The 17,130-nt window shown below is 53.1% G+C and carries 19 protein-coding genes and 1 other RNA gene; 17 read left to right on the top strand and 3 right to left on the bottom strand.

The features are described 5' to 3' along the window. The first annotated feature begins 215 nt into the window (after positions 1-215). The 12 genes from RG807_RS10910 to RG807_RS10855 all read left to right on the top strand — a co-directional run bounded on the left by RG807_RS10910 (position 216) and on the right by RG807_RS10855 (position 10,610). The gene (locus RG807_RS10910; protein WP_309044937.1) at positions 216-1,766 is read left to right on the top strand and encodes a 2-isopropylmalate synthase; all 1,551 of its coding nucleotides are present in this window, start codon (positions 216-218) and stop codon (positions 1,764-1,766) included. After that, positions 1,767-2,579: a 2-isopropylmalate synthase gene (locus RG807_RS10905; RefSeq protein WP_309044936.1), complete on the top strand. Its 813-nt coding sequence runs from the start codon at positions 1,767-1,769 to the stop codon at positions 2,577-2,579. It abuts the gene before it with no gap. Next, positions 2,576-3,067: a ribosomal protein S18-alanine N-acetyltransferase gene (rimI, locus tag RG807_RS10900; protein ID WP_309044935.1), complete on the top strand. Its 492-nt coding sequence runs from the start codon at positions 2,576-2,578 to the stop codon at positions 3,065-3,067. Before RG807_RS10905 ends, rimI begins: the two co-directional genes overlap by 4 nt. An 86-nt stretch (positions 3,068-3,153) precedes the next feature. After that, on the top strand, positions 3,154-4,734 hold the full coding sequence (prfC, locus tag RG807_RS10895) for a peptide chain release factor 3 (RefSeq protein ID WP_309044934.1): 1,581 nt from the start codon (positions 3,154-3,156) through the stop codon (positions 4,732-4,734). Between the two features lie 23 nt (positions 4,735-4,757). After that, positions 4,758-5,531 carry a TatD family hydrolase gene (locus RG807_RS10890; protein WP_309044933.1) on the top strand — a complete coding sequence of 258 codons (774 nt, stop codon included), beginning with the start codon at positions 4,758-4,760 and terminating at the stop codon, positions 5,529-5,531. A 212-nt stretch (positions 5,532-5,743) separates the two neighbouring features. After that, positions 5,744-6,172 (top strand): 50S ribosomal protein L13, encoded by a 429-nt coding sequence (gene rplM, locus RG807_RS10885; RefSeq protein ID WP_144780435.1) that lies wholly within the window; start codon positions 5,744-5,746, stop codon positions 6,170-6,172. Between the two features lie 12 nt (positions 6,173-6,184). After that, a complete protein-coding gene (gene rpsI / locus RG807_RS10880) occupies positions 6,185-6,577 on the top strand; it encodes a 30S ribosomal protein S9 (RefSeq protein WP_298449619.1) in 393 nt (130 codons plus the stop codon). Positions 6,578-6,820: 243 nt separating this feature from the next. Beyond that, entirely contained in the window at positions 6,821-7,414 is a 594-nt protein-coding gene (gene petA, locus RG807_RS10875) for a ubiquinol-cytochrome c reductase iron-sulfur subunit (protein ID WP_298449621.1), read from the top strand. Next, the gene (locus RG807_RS10870) at positions 7,414-8,646 is read left to right on the top strand and encodes a cytochrome b (protein WP_309044932.1); all 1,233 of its coding nucleotides are present in this window, start codon (positions 7,414-7,416) and stop codon (positions 8,644-8,646) included. Before petA ends, RG807_RS10870 begins: the two co-directional genes overlap by 1 nt. Beyond that, positions 8,646-9,401, top strand: a complete 756-nt coding sequence (locus RG807_RS10865) for a cytochrome c1 (RefSeq protein ID WP_309044931.1) — start codon at positions 8,646-8,648, stop codon at positions 9,399-9,401. The genes RG807_RS10870 and RG807_RS10865 overlap by 1 nt, the downstream gene beginning before the upstream one ends. Before the next feature lie 109 nt (positions 9,402-9,510). Beyond that, positions 9,511-10,140: a glutathione S-transferase N-terminal domain-containing protein gene (locus RG807_RS10860; protein WP_309044930.1), complete on the top strand. Its 630-nt coding sequence runs from the start codon at positions 9,511-9,513 to the stop codon at positions 10,138-10,140. Between the two features lie 59 nt (positions 10,141-10,199). After that, a complete protein-coding gene (locus RG807_RS10855) occupies positions 10,200-10,610 on the top strand; it encodes a ClpXP protease specificity-enhancing factor (RefSeq protein ID WP_298450488.1) in 411 nt (136 codons plus the stop codon). 57 nt (positions 10,611-10,667) lie between these two features. Here the strand turns inward: RG807_RS10855 and RG807_RS10850 are convergent, their stop codons facing one another. The 3 genes from RG807_RS10850 to RG807_RS10840 are packed head-to-tail and all read right to left on the bottom strand — an operon-like array spanning position 10,668 to position 13,519. After that, complete coding sequence (locus tag RG807_RS10850; RefSeq protein WP_298449629.1) at positions 10,668-11,261, bottom strand: D-sedoheptulose-7-phosphate isomerase; 594 nt, start codon at positions 11,259-11,261, stop codon at positions 10,668-10,670. A 6-nt stretch (positions 11,262-11,267) separates the two neighbouring features. Continuing rightward, positions 11,268-11,636: a YraN family protein gene (locus RG807_RS10845; RefSeq protein ID WP_298449632.1), complete on the bottom strand. Its 369-nt coding sequence runs from the start codon at positions 11,634-11,636 to the stop codon at positions 11,268-11,270. Positions 11,637-11,665: 29 nt separating this feature from the next. Further along, positions 11,666-13,519: a penicillin-binding protein activator gene (locus tag RG807_RS10840; RefSeq protein ID WP_309044929.1), complete on the bottom strand. Its 1,854-nt coding sequence runs from the start codon at positions 13,517-13,519 to the stop codon at positions 11,666-11,668. 131 nt (positions 13,520-13,650) lie between these two features. Here RG807_RS10840 and rsmI point away from each other — a divergent pair, with 131 nt between their 5' ends. From rsmI to ftsL, 5 genes are all read left to right on the top strand, one after another. Then, complete coding sequence (gene rsmI / locus RG807_RS10835; RefSeq protein ID WP_309044928.1) at positions 13,651-14,547, top strand: 16S rRNA (cytidine(1402)-2'-O)-methyltransferase; 897 nt, start codon at positions 13,651-13,653, stop codon at positions 14,545-14,547. Positions 14,548-14,603: 56 nt separating this feature from the next. Further along, positions 14,604-14,965: RNase P RNA component class A (gene rnpB, locus RG807_RS10830), an RNA gene on the top strand. Positions 14,966-15,266: 301 nt separating this feature from the next. Continuing rightward, complete coding sequence (gene mraZ / locus RG807_RS10825) at positions 15,267-15,719, top strand: division/cell wall cluster transcriptional repressor MraZ (protein WP_309044927.1); 453 nt, start codon at positions 15,267-15,269, stop codon at positions 15,717-15,719. Next, complete coding sequence (gene rsmH, locus RG807_RS10820) at positions 15,716-16,699, top strand: 16S rRNA (cytosine(1402)-N(4))-methyltransferase RsmH (RefSeq protein WP_309044926.1); 984 nt, start codon at positions 15,716-15,718, stop codon at positions 16,697-16,699. Before mraZ ends, rsmH begins: the two co-directional genes overlap by 4 nt. A 2-nt stretch (positions 16,700-16,701) precedes the next feature. After that, entirely contained in the window at positions 16,702-17,106 is a 405-nt protein-coding gene (ftsL, locus tag RG807_RS10815; RefSeq protein WP_309044925.1) for a cell division protein FtsL, read from the top strand. Positions 17,107-17,130: the final 24 nt, after the last annotated feature.

Below are 17,130 nucleotides of genomic sequence, written 5' to 3'. Positions count from 1 at the left end.
CTCAGAAGTGAAACAGGCCTGCGCCGATGGTAGTGTGGCATTTGCCCATGTGAGAGTAGGTCATCGTCAGACTCTTAATACCAAACCCCAGCTTCTTGCGAAGCTGGGGTTTTTTTATGTCCGAAATTAGTCTTGCGAGCAGTGTGGAAGCTCCCTCATTTGCATCCCGGTGATATACTGTTTTCACGAAACCAAATGCGATACGGAGTAATTCAATGTCTGGCAACGATCATCTGGTTATTTTTGATACAACTCTCCGTGATGGCGAGCAAAGTCCCGGCGCTACGATGAATAAAGCCGAGAAGCTCCGTATTGCCAGGGCTCTTGAAAAGCTTCGTGTGGATGTCATTGAGGCAGGTTTTGCGATCGCGAGTCAGGGAGATTTTGAAGCCGTTAAGTCCATCGCAGAAACGATCAAAGGCTCAACGATTTGTAGTCTCGCTCGTGCGCTGGACAAGGACATTGATCGGGCGGCTGAAGCGATTCGCCCCGCAGAGCGGGGGCGTATACATACGTTTATTGCAACCTCGCCAATCCACATGCAGCACAAGCTGCAGATGGAACCGCATGAGGTGATTGAGCAGGCAGTTCGGTCTGTAAAGCGTGCCCGAAGTCACGTGGATGACGTTGAGTTCTCCTGTGAGGATGCAGGGCGGTCCGAGCTGGATTTTCTCTGCAGAATTATTGAGGCGGCCATCGATGCGGGTGCCAATACGATCAACATTCCGGATACGGTTGGTTATGCTGTGCCAGAGCAGTTTGCAGAAACCATTCATCAACTCCTTAATCGTGTCCCTAATGCCGATAAAGCCATTTTCTCTGTGCATTGCCATAACGATCTGGGGCTTGCCGTTGCAAACTCTCTGGCAGCGGTAACTCGTGGTGCCCGTCAGGTCGAATGCACCATCAATGGACTGGGAGAGCGTGCAGGCAATGCCTCACTCGAAGAGATAGTGATGGCCGTCCGCACGCGGCAGGATTTTTACAATCTCGATACGCAAATAGATGCCAACCATATCGTACCTGCTTCTCGACTCGTGTCTACGATCACAGGTTTTCCGGTACAGCCCAACAAAGCCATTGTGGGCGCTAACGCCTTTGCCCATGAGTCGGGTATTCACCAGGACGGAGTGCTCAAGCATCGCGAAACATACGAAATCATGCGCGCAGAAGACGTGGGCTGGCACACTAATAGCTTGGTGCTTGGTAAACACTCAGGCCGAAATGCTTTCCGCACGCGCCTCCTGGAGCTTGGTATTCAGTTTGAAACTGAAACGGAGTTGAACGAAGCATTTACCCGTTTCAAAGCCCTGGCTGATTTGAAGCACGAAATCTTTGATGAGGACTTGCAGGCAATCGCCAGTGACACTCGGCAGAAAGATGAAGAGGGCCGTTATGGCTTGGTGTGCCTGCAGGTTTGCTCAGAAACAGGTGTTGTTCCAATGGCTAACCTGACGTTAACGATGGATGGAAAGGAGCATAAGGTAGAGGCGGAAGGGAGTGGTCCGGTAGATGCGACTTTTAAAGCGATCGAGTCGCTGGTTGATTCGGGCTGCAATTTGCAACTTTACTCAGTAAACAATATCACCAGCGGCACGGACTCCCAAGGCGAGGTTACTGTTCGGCTGGAACGTGGTGGGCGTATCGTAAATGGTATCGGCGCCGATACAGATATTATCATTGCTTCAGCTAAGGCCTACATCGAAGCGCTTAACCTGATTAGCCGTGGTGGGATTCGGCAACATCCACAGGTGGCGGATGTTTGAATGATTCAGACTGAGGCTCAAAGACAGTTCTATCTTGGCTCGGCGGGAATCCGGTTGTGGTATGCCCGTGAACCACTGCCGGGTGCTGCTTCGAGCCCGGCGTTTGTATTTCCTGAGCCAGATAAGGTTGTACATTCCCCCTCATTTGCTCCAAGCCGCGCGCCCGTAGAGGCTGAAAAAAATGGTTCGCCGGCGGCGAGCGTCGCCGCGAACAAGAAAGGTGTGCAGCGAATTGCCAGTCTTCAGGCTCTAATGGAGGGTAAGGAAGAGCCATCTGCGCAACCGAAGCAACCACCAGATCAGGGCTTGTCGGAGCTTTCTGTTCCGTCTCCTGAAGGTTCGGAGGTGACTGTTGCATCGCCGCAGGAAGTTGAAGCGCCAGCAGTAGCCGTAAGTCTGGGAGTGTTTTTTGGGTCAAAGTACGTTCTCATCGCGGATATAACCCGGGAAGCGAGCCTGAGCCTCCAGGAAACTCTTGCCGCGAATATTGTGAAGAGTCTGGGAGATGGGCAGTTAAAGCCTGTTGACTGGGTTCACTGGCCCGTCTTCAATAATCGTGTAGTTCCCGGAAATTCCTTGTCCGATTTAAAGGCTGTGGTGCAGTACGTGTTGCGAGATATAGATGACAGGAAGGTGATTGTTCTTGGGACAGGTGAGGGCCTTGATAGAAGTGGTGTCGAAGCTGGTTGGCTGTTCAAAGCTCTTGGCCGAGCCCCTGACGTAAAATCTATTCACTCATTGGCGGCTCTTGCCAGCAACCCTCCGCTGAAGCGGTCTTTATGGGAACAGCTTAAGCCCCTGGCTCAGAAATGACACAGCGACGTTCTGATCGATACCACTGTATGCAAGGTCTTCAGCTGGGATTTCGGCCTCTGACGCCTGAAGATATTCCGGAGATGCTTGAGATCGAGCGCCAGGGCCACTCCCACCCCTGGACTGAAGGGGTGTTTCTCGATTGCTTCAAGCCGAATTATCGCTTATGGGGTGCCTGCCTCGGCGATTCTCTTGCGGGGTTTGTGGTCGGAACTTATATGCTGGATGAAGTGCATCTGCTGAATATATGTGTTCATCCTCGAAGCCGAGGCCATGGGGTTGGGCGGTATTTGTTGAGGCACCTCATCGCAGAAGCTACTCATGAAGGCATGAATCAGATGCTTCTTGAGGTGCGGTTAAGTAACAGTGTGGCAAGCAAGCTCTACCGCAATGAAGGGTTTGTAGAAATAGGACGGCGCCCCGGATACTATCCTGCAGCCTCTGGCCGCGAAGATGCGCGGGTAATGTCGTTGCTTCTGTACCCCTGATATTACCGCTTGTGTTCGCGTAATAACCTCTTAGCCCCTATAATACCCGCCTTCTCCGAACATCTGACGCAGGTTTCTCTTCGACTATGTCTCACCTTTCCCAGGAAGTGGCCAAGCGCCGCACCTTTGCAATCATCTCTCACCCGGACGCCGGTAAAACCACGATTACCGAGAAAGTACTGCTATTCGGGCATGCTCTGCAGCGGGCGGGAACGGTCAAGGGTAAGAAGTCCGGGCAGCATGCAAAGTCTGACTGGATGGAAATGGAAAAGGAGCGGGGTATTTCTGTTACCACGTCTGTCATGCAGTTTCCTTACGGCGGAAAGCTGGTGAACCTGCTGGATACGCCAGGTCACGAGGATTTTTCGGAAGATACTTACCGTACCCTGACAGCTGTAGACTCCTGTCTCATGGTGATTGACAGTGCAAAAGGCGTTGAGGAACGTACCATTAAGTTGATGGAAGTTACCCGGCTAAGAGACACGCCGATTATCACTTTCATGAACAAATTGGATCGGGATACCAGGGACCCGGTTGAGCTTATGGATGAAGTGGAAGATGTTCTTAGCATTGCCTGTGCGCCGATTACCTGGCCTATTGGTATGGGCAAGAGCTTCAAGGGTGTCTATCACTTGCTGCGTGACGAGGTGATTCTTTACCAAAGTGGGCACGGTCACGAGATCCAGGAGGTTCGAACTATCAGCGGGTTGGACAATCCGGAGCTTGATAATGCTCTTGGTGGATACGCCAGCGATTTGCGCGATGAGGTCGAGCTGGTAAAAGGAGCGTCTCACGAATTCGATCAGGAAGCATTTCTGGCTGGTGAGCTTACGCCGGTATTTTTCGGTACGGCGCTAGGTAATTTTGGCGTTGATCACATGCTCGACGGTTTGGTGGACTGGGCCCCTGAGCCACAGCCACGCGAGACGGATCAGCGGTTGGTGCAGCCGGATGATCAGGGATTCTCTGGCTTTGTTTTTAAAATTCAGGCCAATATGGATCCCCAGCACCGGGATCGAGTTGCATTTATGCGCATAGTGTCGGGCAAGTACAGTCAGGGTATGAAAGCCAGGCATGTGCGCATAGCAAAAGACGTGCGTTTTTCCGATGCACTGACGTTTATGGCAGGCGATCGGGAGCACGCAGAGGAAGCCTACGCTGGCGACATCATTGGACTGCACAACCATGGGACTATTCAGTTAGGGGATACCTTCACCGCTGGCGAGGACATGAAGTTCAAGGGCATTCCAAACTTTGCGCCCGAGCTCTTCCGCCGTATCCGCCTGAAGGACCCATTGAAGGCCAAGCAGCTTCAGAAGGGCTTGATTCAGTTGTCGGAAGAGGGTGCGGTTCAGGTGTTTCGACCCTTGCGTAACAACGATTTGATTGTCGGCGCGGTTGGTGTCCTGCAGTTTGATGTGGTCGTCAGTCGCCTCAAGACCGAGTACAAGGTTGAAGCCGTTTATGAGCCGATCAACGTCGCAACTGCTCGCTGGGTAACCTGTTCGGATGATCGCAAGCTGGATGAGTTCCAGCGCAAGAACAATGACAATTTAGCACTTGATGGCGGTGATCGCCTGGCTTATATCGCCCCCACCATGGTAAATCTCAATCTGGCCCAGGAGCGCTATCCGGATATCGAGTTCCATAAAACCCGGGAGCACTGATCCATTAGCGGGTGGAGGCTGATTTGAAACTGGTTGATGCCCACTGCCACTTTGACTTCCCATTTTTTGATGGGCGGCGCGCATGGGAGCTTGAGGTCGCTTTTGACGAAGGTCTCGTTGGGCTGGTGATTCCCGGTGTGCGGCAACGGGATTGGGTCCGTGTTCGCGATACTGCCCAGGCGTACGCTGGCCTCTATTATTGTCTTGGAGTCCATCCGTGGTATGTCGGGGAGCACTCTGACGAAGCTTTGATGGCCCTTGACCGGGCTTTGCGAGCAAGGCCTGAGCGCTGTGTGGCGATTGGTGAATGCGGGTTGGACCGCCTCTACGGAAATATGAGCAATCAGTATCCGTGGTTTGAGGCTCAGGTTGGGCTGGCTTCCGAGTTGGGTTACCCTCTTGTTATACATTCCGTCAGAGCCCACGATGAGGTTCATGCAACACTGAGGCGTACGAACTGGAGTGGCAGGGCATTGGTGCACGGCTTTTCTGGCAGCTATCAGCAGGCTTCGAAGTTGGTCGATTTGGGCTGCTCTATTGGTGTAGGTGGGATAATCACACACTCTCGGTCCCGAAAAACTCGCGATACCATAGCTCGTTTACCCCTAGAGGCTTTGGTGCTGGAGACAGACGCGCCGGATATGGCGCCGGAGGGGGTTGAGGTCGGAGCTAACTCGCCCGTGCATCTCCGCAGAATTCTTGAGTGTCTCTCTGATATTCGGGGGGAATCTGTGGATTATGTAGCGTCCGTAGTGTTTTCCAATACGAAGCTGCTTTATGGCGAAACCTTGTGGTAATGACAGGGTGATAAAACTATTACCTGCAGGGTTGGATTTCATTATTTGTTCGAGTATACTTCGCGCCCTGGCTTTTCAAGGCGATGTCACTATCTCAGCCCCGAATAGTGTCACTGCCGATCAAATTACAGGTACAGAACCTCCTCCGGGTGTACTACACTTTCCGGTGGCGGTTTTTAACGTTTCTTTGTATAGCGTTCAAGGCGGAATCAATGAAGACTCTGAGTGCGAAACCAGAAACCGTAAAACGTGACTGGTACGTTGTAGACGCAGCCGGCAAGACGCTGGGTCGTCTGTCAACCGAAATCGCCCGTCGTCTGCGGGGCAAGCATAAGCCTGAGTACACCCCTCATGTAGACACTGGCGATTACATTGTAGTTATCAATGCGGGCCAGGTGCGGGTTACCGGCAACAAGGCATCTGATAAGATGTACTACAGTCATACCGGGTTTCCGGGTGGGATCAAGTCCATCAGCTTCGAGAAGCTGGTTGATAAGGCGCCTGAGCAAGTTATTCAGAAGTCTGTCAAAGGCATGCTTCCGAAAGGCCCGCTTGGTCGTGCCATGTTCAAGAAGCTGAAAATCTATGCCGGCGCTGAGCACCCTCACACAGCCCAGCAGCCCAAAGAACTCGACATTTAACGGAAGGCGGATATGTCTGTAGCACAAAATTACGGTACTGGTCGCCGCAAAACGTCCACGGCTCGGGTGTTCATCAAGCCGGGAAGCGGTAATATTTCAATCAACGGTCGCACAATCGAAGATTTTTTCGGTCGTGAGACTTTGCGCATGATTGTGCGTCAACCTCTGGTTGTTGCAGAATCTGCGGATCGTTTTGACATCAACATTACTGTCAAAGGTGGTGGTAGCAGTGGTCAGGCTGGCGCAATCCGCCACGGCCTGACCCGTGCGTTGATGGATTACGACGAAGCTCTGCGCCCAGCGATGCGTAAAGCGGGTTATGTTACCCGTGATGCTCGTGAAGTTGAGCGTAAGAAGGTTGGTCTGCGTAAGGCGCGTAAGCGTCCACAGTACTCCAAGCGTTAAGTTCCGCTGGAGCAGATCTCAGGAAAACCCGGCTATTTGGTCGGGTTTTTTTGTTTGGGGCGCAATGATAGTCAAATTGATCTGGAGCAGAGAAGTCGCTCTGGTGGCGGCTTTCTGACTTGTAAGGACATGGTAATTTCATTACCATTTGTTCGCTTATAATTTTGGATTGTGAAGTCCTTTTCGATGCACGCTGTCGGCTTTTCGGCGGGCTGTGACATCGCCTGATGGGAGAGAACCATAATGAATAATGGCGACGTGAGCCAAGGTCGACGCCGGTTTCTTATCGGCGCTACGGCTGCGGTAGGTGGGGTCGGCGTCGTCGGTGCGGCAGTCCCTTTCGTGGCATCCTGGAATCCCAGTGCCAAAGCGGAAGCGGCTGGTGCACCGGTAACCGTCAATATCAGTAAGATTGAGCCAGGCCAGCAGGTCACTGTTGAGTGGAGGGGTATGCCGGTCTGGCTTATTCGCCGCACAGATGAAATGCTGAGCAACATCGAGAAGCTCAACGACAAGGTGAAAGATCCTCAGTCTGAATCTCCGCAGCAGCCGCCATACATAGATGGCATACTGCGCTCGCTGAAGCCTGAGATAGCTGTGCTGGTAGGGATTTGCACTCACTTGGGTTGTGTGCCTTCCTATCGCCCTGAAGTGGCACCGGCGGATCTTGGTGATGAGTGGCTGGGTGGTCTTTTCTGTCCGTGCCATGGCACGCGCTATGACATGGCTGGCCGCGTCTACAAGGCGCAGCCTGCACCGCTCAACCTGCAAGTGCCGCCTTATCGCTATGACGATGATGAGACACTCACGATTGGTCTTGATCCGGAGGCAGCGTAATGCAGAAGCTACTTAATTGGGTGGACGAGCGTCTGCCAGTTGTAGATGCCTGGAATAAGCACCTGGCAAAATATTACGCGCCGAAGAACTTTAACTTCTGGTACTTTTTCGGTTCTCTGGCGATGCTTGTACTGGTTAACCAGCTAGTTACCGGTATCTGGCTTACTATGAGCTATAACCCGACAGGTGAGGGGGCATTCGCATCCGTTGAGTACATCATGCGTGATGTCCAGTGGGGTTGGTTGCTGCGCTATCTTCACTCTACGGGGGCATCTGCCTTCTTTATTGTGGTCTATCTCCACATGTTCCGCGGCCTTATGTATGGATCCTACCAGAAGCCGCGTGAGTTGATCTGGCTGTTCGGTATGCTGATTTATCTGGTGCTTATGGCTGAAGCATTTATGGGCTATTTGCTACCTTGGGGTCAGATGTCTTACTGGGGCGCTCAGGTTATCGTAAACCTGTTCGGTGCTATTCCTGTAATAGGTGAAGATCTATCCCTGTGGATTCGTGGTGACTACCTGATTTCCGGTATTACACTGAACCGTTTCTTCGCCTTGCACGTGGTTGCGCTTCCAATTGTTCTCCTTGGCTTGGTGGTACTCCATATTCTTGCGTTGCATGAAGTGGGCTCCAACAATCCGGACGGTATCGATATCAAGAAGAACAAGGATGAAAACGGCGTTCCGAAAGACGGTATTCCGTTCCACCCATACTACTCCGTGCACGATCTCGTGGGCGTGGCGGTATTCTTCTTTATCTTCTTTATCGTAGTGTTCTTTTTCCCTGAAATGGGCGGTCTCTTTATCGAGAAGCCAAACTTTGAACCTGCAAACGCGCTGAAAACACCTGAGCACATTGCGCCTGTGTGGTACTTCACACCCTTTTACGCCATGTTGCGTGCGGTAACGGTTGATCTGTTCGGCCTGTCTGCGAAGTTCTGGGGTGTTGTTGTGATGGGTGGTGCGATAGCAATCCTGTTTGTGCTTCCTTGGCTCGACAGAAGTCCGGTACGCTCCATTCGCTACAAGGGGTGGTTGAGCAGGATTGCGTTGACACTATTTGCAGTAAGCTTCGTTATTCTCGGTTATTTGGGGCTTGTGCCTGCAACCGAAGGTCGTACTACTGTGGCTCAGATATTGACGGTGGTGTACTTCCTCTACTTCATTCTGATGCCGTTTTATACGCGCATGGAGAAAACCAAGCCAGTACCAGAGAGGGTGACAGGATAATGAGAAAGCTGATTTTTGGTCTTTTCATCGCATTCCTGCCGGTTCTCGGACTGGCAGCCGGTGCCGGCGTTCCGCTTGATCACATCAAAACGGATCACACAGACAAGGCATCATTGCAGCGTGGCGCTGCAATGTTTACCAACTACTGCATGGGGTGCCACTCCATGGAGTATGCCCGCTACAAGCGGGTTGCTGATGATCTTGAGATACCCGCCAAATTGTTCGAGGAGAATCTGATTTTCACCGGCGCCCAGATCGGTGAGTTGATGAAGAACTCCATGAACAAGGACATGGCAGCTGCCTGGTTTGGTGCTCCGCCACCGGACCTTACTCTGGAGAGCCGCTTGCGTGGTGAATCCTGGTTGTACTCCTACTTGCGTGGATTCTATAAAGATGAGTCTCGCCCGCTGGGTGTAAACAACGTGGTGTTCGACAAGGTAGGCATGCCTCATGTGCTGGTCGATCTCCAGGGTTTGTGCGCGGTTAAGCCCAATATTGGCAAAAAAGCCAGTGTTGAGCCGCTGAGCGGAAATGTCAGGAATGCAGATGCTTGTCCGGAGTATGCCATTGAAGGCAGCATGACTGGTGCTGAGTTTGATCAGGCTATGTACGACATGACGAACTTTATGTCTTACATGGCTGATCCGATCAAAGTCGAGCGTGAGCGCCTCGGTATATTTGTGTTGATCTTTGTCGCTATTTTCTTTGTCTTCGCCTACCTGCTCAATCGTGAGTACTGGAAGGACGTACACTGAGAAATAGGGTATAATCCTGTTCCCTGAGTTCCAGTGGGTGTTAATCGGCCCGCTGGAATTTTTGCGTTTTTCAGGTCCATTTCGGTTTGTTTACTCGTGAGGTAATTCTATGGGCGTTGTGACTAAGCGGTCATCGATGACATTTTTCTCAGACCCGGCCAGCCACTATAGCCACAGAGTGCGCATTGTGCTGGCAGAGAAGGGTGTTACCGTTGATATCGTTGATGTTGACCCGGACAATCCGCCAGCTGAAGTGGCTGATATGAATCCGTATAACGCCCTGCCGACGTTGGTGGATCGTGATCTGGTTCTGTATGAGCCGAACATCATGATGGAATATCTTGATGAGCGTTTTCCGCACCCGCCTCTTCTTCCGGTTTATCCGGTGGCCCGTGCTAACAGTCGCTTGATGATCCATCGGATTCAGAGAGATTGGTGTGGTTTAGTTGATCAGATTCTGGCTCAGCCAAATGCCAAGGCTTCGGAGGCTGCTCGCAAGGAATTGCGCGAAGGGCTGCTCGCAGCCGGGCCCTTGTTTGGCGAAATGCCGTTTTTCCTCTCTGAGGAATTCACAATTGTGGACTGCTGCATTGCGCCTATTCTCTGGCGTTTGCCTGCCCTTGGCATCGAACTTAATGATAAGCAGGCCAAGCCGCTCCAGAAGTACATGGACAACTTGTTCGCCCGTGAGGGTTTCAAGGCCAGCCTTTCTGATCTCGAAGAAGACATTCGCAGCTGATTTGGCTGGCTTCCGCGATAGGGAACAGGAGACAAGCAGTGCCTGATAACAAGATCACCATGACCTCCAGTCGCCCTTATTTGGTGCGCGCGTTCAACGAGTGGATACTGGATAACGACTGTACGCCATATATCGTTGTGGATGCGGGTATTCAGGGTGTTCAGGTGCCGACAGCACATGTGGCGAATGGTCAGATTGTTCTGAATATTAGCCCTGGTGCTGTACGTGCACTCGTTGTTGGCAATAGTGCGTTGGAATTCAGCGCGCGGTTTGGTGGCGTACCTATGCAGGTGTTCATTCCTCTGCAGGCGGTTATGGCCATTTACGCGAAAGAGAATGGTGAGGGCATGGTGTTTGGCAGTGAGCCCGGCTCTCCGGATCCCGATGGCACCAATGATCGCGAAAGCTCCAGGCAGAATGGCCAGGAAGAACGACCAACCGGGCGGCCTACGCTCAAGGTTGTTAAATAAGTATCAGATAGTAGTTTCAAGCTCTGATAAAAATGCCGGCGTAAGCCGGCATTTTTATCAGCCTCCAAATAGTTTTCCGTCTACCAGCGAACACAGGGCGTTGATCACTAGCATCAGCAAGGGTGTGGCCTCTGTGGGCGACAGGTCGTTCAAGGCGATCTCGTGGTCTTCCGAGTGCATGAGGGAGGTTATATCGGACTTCTCCCGTGCGCTCAGCACAACCACATTCATTTCCCGGTCATGGGCCGCCTGAATGGCCTGGATGAGGTTGGCTTTGTGGCCGTCGTCAACGATCACGAACAGAAGGTCACCTGGTTTGCCTATGGCTTTAACCTGGCGCGAGAAGGTGTCATTAAAGCGGTTGTCACGGCAAATGGCGGAATAGGTTGTAGCGTCTGCACCAAGGTTAATGGCAGGGAGGGCTGGTCGGTCTTGCTCAAAGCGGTTGAGAAAAGCCGTACAGAAATACTGGGCTACTACATTGGCATTGCCATTGGCGCAGGTGACGATTTTTCCGTCGTTTAGAAGGGCGTTTACGAAGGCGTCTGCTGCCTGCTCTATGGCGGGGCCGACGGTGCTGGCCGCTTGGGCAGTATGCTCCATGTGGCTCGCAAATAACTGGTTGATCAGGTTGCCCATGTCGTCGTTCATCAGAGTCTATACATCCGCCTGAATTGCATTTTTGATCCATTGTACCCGGTATTTTTTAACCGTTCCCGGGCTGATTGCCACTACGTCTATTCGGGTAACTGTGTCCCAGAGTTGGTGGCGGTGCAGATAGAACGATGCGGCTTTTATGAGCCGCTTTTGTTTCGGATAAGAAATTGAACTGGCCGGATCGACGAGGCTGCCACTGCCCCGGTACCGTACCTCAAAGAATACAAGGGTGTCTTGGTCTTGTCCTATCAGGTCAATCTCGCCACCACGGCTGTAGACGTTCCGCTCCCGGATATGTACACCGTGAGACTCAAGGTATCGTGCGGCAACACCTTCAAAATATGTTCCAATCGCTTTTCGGCCTTCCATGGCTCTTGTTATCCTTGTGAAGGCGGCGGTCAGTTCGCCAGCGTTTGAGCGTCTGTATTGTTTTCACGGGCAGGTTCGGGGAGCAGCTTGGGTGTTCCGCTCCGGAATTGAGCCCACAGTTGCTGCCTGTGAATGCTCCCTTCGGGGGTCATGGTAAGTTGCCCTGTTTGTCCGTCAACAGAAGCGGTTTGGATTTGACGAAGCAAGGGGAGGCGCTTGCTTAGTTGCCATGCGTCTGCGCCCATGGCAAACAGGCGGCCCAGTTGGCCGCGGGTGCCAGGCAAGGCGTTACCTGCTTCTTCGCGCAGCGGGTTTTTGTCGTTAAGTACCCAGGGGATATCGGTGAAAATTACCTGGTTCAGGTCACGATCACGACCGGCATCTGGTACACCTTCGTAAATAATCGAAGGTGAATATACTGGCAGGTCGCCTCCGAAATAGTATGCAAACAAGGGTTTTAGTTGGCGAGCAACAGCCGGTTCGGCGACCATGATAATGGCTTCTGCGTCTTGCCGACGGCGCGGCTCGAACTCTACGTTTAGCCCAATGGTGCGCTCAACCTGTATGGCCCTGTCCCGTGATACGGATATGCCCAGAAGGTCTGCAGTGACAGCCCGCAGGTTGTCCTCGCGGAAAAAACGTTCTATATCCAGAGCAATTGCGCCGTTCTTTTGCATGCGCCTCAGCAGTGCAGCCTCGACACGGTCACCCCACTCACCCTGAGGGATAAGTACCAGAACCTGGTTGATGTTTTGCCCGGACAGCCTGTCTGCAATTTGACGGGCTTCGTCCTCAGCCGATAGGCCAAATTGGTACAGGCCATCGGGCAGCGTTGTTCCGTCAGCCAGGTAGTTAAGCCCCAGCGCGGGAACGGGAAGGGTTTTCATGTTTGTAAGGCTTGCCAGGGCTTCCTTCTCAAGGGGCCCTATGATCAGGTCGATATCCTCCGCAGCGAGTTCTTTGTATAGTTTTTCAAACGGTTGACCAGATGTGTCGATCACCCGAATGTCGGTTTTGCTTCGATCCGCCGATTTGTCCTGATAGTAAGCCGCTAGAAAACCATCTCGAATGGCTTTGCCAGCACTGGCCAGGGGGCCATTCAGTGGCAGGGCGAGTGCGAGTTTTTCGGGGCGACTTTCTGCCAGATTGGCAATGAGCTGTAACTCGGAAGGCAGTATCTGTGCGGCAGGGTGGCCGGGCCGGCTGTTTTGCCAGCGCCGAATAGTGCGCCCTTGGTCGTCAATGCTGAGTCCGGGTGCTCGAATGTTGGCTGCAAGTTCGAGCCATCCTTCGGTTTCAAAGCCAATGCTTTGTTCGCTTGCAGTTGCGAGTTTGTTATCTGGAACCGCTTTCAGGAATGCCCAGATCCGGTCATGTATCTGCTGTGGATTTACATTGCCGTCAGATTGGGAGAGTAGCATCAGGGTCATGGCCGCTGACAGTCTGTCATCTACGAGGGCGTAGGTGTCGGCCTGAAGATTGGCGGCCCGGTTAATAAATTCTGAGTTGTAGCCTTTGAAGTTGTCTGGCGAGATTTTCGTGACAATGCTGGCTGCCCATTCGCGATCTTCGAGTGCCACTGCGCTGGCCATGGCGAGTAACTGCTTTTGAGCCTGCAAGGCAGGTGCAGGTTGCGCCAGTTGAGTGCTCTGCAGTAATGTGCGGGCGGCGCGGTGGTCGCCTTGATCCTGAAACTGGCTAGCGACCTTCAGCAGGTATCGCTGCGCGACTTCAGCGTTACTTTCTTTTGCTGCAAGCTCAAGTGCCTGGGAAGGAGTCTGGGCAATGTGCGAGTCAAGGTCGATACTGGCGCAACCTGCAAACAGCAGGGTGAGCATGAATATACCGGCCAGGGCACGATAATTAGCAGGATTCTTTGTCATGGCAAGCTCTATAGATTCCGGGGTTTTGGCTTGTGGCGCCGATCTGATGGTGGCAAGTTTAACAGCTCCCGGGGCAATTCACATGACGCAGGTGTCATGGTGGCGCCATCTCTCCACGCGAGGCACACATTTTGAAATCTGAATCGGATCAGCCTGCTGTGCAGGTAATAAGGCCAGGTGATAATCGGGGAACGCTCTATATCGTTGCGACCCCTATTGGCAACCTGGACGATCTATCACCGCGCGCAGTTAAGGCGCTTTCGAATGTGGCTGTTATTGCAGCCGAGGATACTCGCCACAGCGGGCGATTGTTACAGCATATTGGTATAAGCAAACCGTTGATCGCGTTACATGATCATAACGAGCGTGGCAGGGTTCAGAATATACTGGAGCAGTTGCGGGCTGGCGCTGATGTTGCCTTGATTTCAGATGCTGGCACGCCGTTAATCTCTGATCCGGGTTATGTGCTGGTTCGGGAGGCGAGAGCGGAAGGTCTGCGGGTTAGCCCGATACCTGGGCCCTGCGCATTGGTAGCTGCCCTGAGTGCTGCAGGCCTGCCCACCGACCGGTTTTTGTTCGCGGGCTTCCTTCCGGCAAAAGGTGCTGGTCGGCGAGCGGCTCTGGAGGAGCTTCGCAAAGAGGTTGCAACATTGGTGTTCTATGAGTCTCCTCACAGGATACTGAACACCGTAGCGGATATAGCGGAGGTTATGGGCGCGCAGCGGGAGATTGTGCTCGGTCGTGAGATCACCAAGGCCTTCGAAACGTTTTATTCTGGTACCGCTGCAGAAGTGCACGCCACATTGACGGATGACCCCCACGGCAGTCGTGGCGAGTTCGTTGTGATGGTGCGGGGTGCGGAAAAGGCTGAGGCAGGTTTGATGGCCGGTGAGTTGGATGTGGATCATTTGCTGCGCCTTCTTATGGCGGAGCTGCCGCTGAAAAAAGTGGCAAAGATAGCGTCTGGCTTGAGTGGGCTGAGCAAGAACGAACTGTATCAGCGCTCCCTGGAGCTCAAGGAGGGTTGACCCCTTGTTCTGCGCTTTTCCTTGCATGGTGCTTGGCGCAATAGTATTGTCTCGCCCGAGCTCGCCAGACAGTCGCCGCCGGTTTTACCGGGGGAGGAAAGTCCGGGCTCCGCAGGGCAAGGTGCCAGGTAACTCCTGGGCGGCGTGAGCCGACGGAAAGTGCAACAGAAAGTAGACCGCCTAAGTGTTTGTGACTCGTTCGCGAGCACCGGTAAGGGTGAAACGGTGCGGTAAGAGCGCACCGCGTGGCTGGCAACAGTTCACGGCGATGGTAAACCCCACCTGGAGCAAGACCAAATAGGAGTCCTATGGCGTGGCCCGCGCTGGACTCGGGTAGGTTGCTTGAGGCCTGTGGTGACGCAGGCCCTAGATGAATGACTGTCCAAGACAGAACCCGGCTTATCGGCGAGCTCGCCTTTTTTCCTTCATGAGGCGCATTAATTATCATTGCGCGTTTCTTATAGCCAAAAAATCTTAAACCTCACTTGTCTTCTTCAGACATTTTTGCAGGTGTTTGATTTTCCTTCTTTTCTTTTCCGTAATGTCATCTCTGACTCTCGCTAGTCTCTGTAACCTGTTGTCATAAAAGGAACTTTCCCAAGAGTGGCGTCGTTGACGGCGCTTGCATTGTGAATTGCGTGTTTCTATAGTGTGCACAAGTGGGAAAAAGTGGTTTCTAGTGGTTATTTGTGGAATTTGAGTCTCCAGAGACGGTGTAAATGAGCAATTTTCTCGGCAGTCATGCCATCAATATGGATGCAAAGGGGCGCTTGGCGATCCCGGCCAAGGTGCGTGAGATCCTCATGCAAGCCTGTGGTGGTCGCATTGTATTGACTGCTAATGCTGATGAAGAACGCTGTGTACTGGTTTATCCCGAGCCTGAGTGGGAGATTCTGCGGGTTAAGATCGAAGATCTTCCCAATATGAAAAAGCCAGTCCGACGCCTGCAGCGCCTGGTGCTCGGTAATGCTGCACCCATGGAAATGGACTCGGCCGGGCGCATTCTGGTGCCACCAACCTTGCGCAGACACGCTAATCTGGAGAAAAAGCTGATGCTCGTCGGGCAGGGCAAGAAGCTGGAGCTATGGAGTGAAGAGCGTTGGTTCGAGTGGCTTGATGAGACTTCATGCGATGAAGATATACCGCCCGAGATGGAGGCGCTTTCCCTATGACCTCTGATCGCAAGCCGGAGACCGGAGGGGAGTTCTCCCATCGTTCGGTGCTCCTGGATTCGGCGGTCGACTATCTGGTTAGTGACCCCGAAGGCAGGTATGTGGACGCCACATTCGGTCGTGGTGGGCATAGTCAGCTCATTTTAGGGCAATTGGGCACCTCTGGTCAGTTGCTGGGCATCGACAAGGACCCCGAAGCGATTCTTGTCGCAGAACAGCTTGCGAAAACCGATTCCCGTTTCAAGTATTTCCACGGCTCCTTCGCAGAGCTCGACCGCGCTGTGTCCGAAGCTAGCTGGGAACTGGTGGGTGGCGTGCTGATGGATCTTGGTGTGTCGTCGCCACAGTTGGATGATGCGTCGAGAGGCTTCAGCTTTATGCGTGATGGTCCCCTTGATATGCGCATGAACCCGCAACAGTCGCCAAGTGCGGCAGAGTGGTTGATGTATGCGGAAGAGCGGGACATTGCCGATGTGATTTTTCGCTACGGCGAAGAGAAGTTTTCCCGTCGCATCGCCCGGCTGATTGTTGAGCGTCGCAAAGAAAATCCAATCGAAACAACGCTTCAGCTGGCTGCGCTGGTTAGTGAGGCCGTACCAAAAAAAGAGAAGCACAAACACCCGGCAACCCGGACGTTCCAGGCGATACGGATTTTTATCAATCGCGAGCTGGAAGATCTGGAGGTGGGGCTGCAGGCGGCAGTTGACAGGATCGCGCCCGGCGGCCGGCTGGTTGTGATCAGCTTCCACTCGCTGGAAGACCGGCTCGTAAAGCGTTTTATGCGAGATCTCGCTCGCGGCCCCAGGTTGCCCAAGGGTATTCCAGTAACGGCGGCGCAGGAGACTTCGGATTTTCGGTTAATAGGCAAGGCGAGCAAGGCCGGTGCCGGTGAAGTTAGTGAGAATGTTCGCGCTCGCAGTGCTGTTATGCGGGTTCTGGAGCGTATCGACAACACAAAGACATCACAGGGGAGCGCGTAATTATGGGCGCCGTAGCCATAGAGACGGCTGTAAAGCCAGCAAAGTTGAACAAGGAAAAGGTTCGCGAGGGCGTTGTAGCTGCTGTGCGAATCTCCCGGCAGGTTTTCGATGCCACGCGCCAGACAAATGTACTGGTGTCTCTGGGCTTGGCCGTGGTGCTTGTGGGTTCGTCCATAGGTGTTGTTGTGAGCGCCCATGAGAACCGTGCGCTGTTCAATACCCTGTCTCAACTGCAGGCAGAGCGTGACAGCTTTCAGGCCGAATGGAGTCAGCTACTTCTGGAGCAAAGTGCCATGGGTGGCCACGGCCGTGTAGAGAGACTTGCGGCAGAGCGCTTCAATATGGTGGTGCCCGGGCGTCAGGACATTGTTCTTGTGCCCCTGATGTCGCCGCTGGCCTCCCGTTAATTCACAACAATAACAACCTCAAGG

The sequence above is a fragment of the Marinobacter sediminicola genome (assembly GCF_031157525.1).
In the GTDB taxonomy this organism is placed as follows: Bacteria; Pseudomonadota; Gammaproteobacteria; order Pseudomonadales; family Oleiphilaceae; genus Marinobacter; species Marinobacter sediminicola.
The sequence above is the reverse complement of the archived record's forward strand: the minus strand, read 5'-3'. Positions and strand labels throughout refer to the sequence as shown.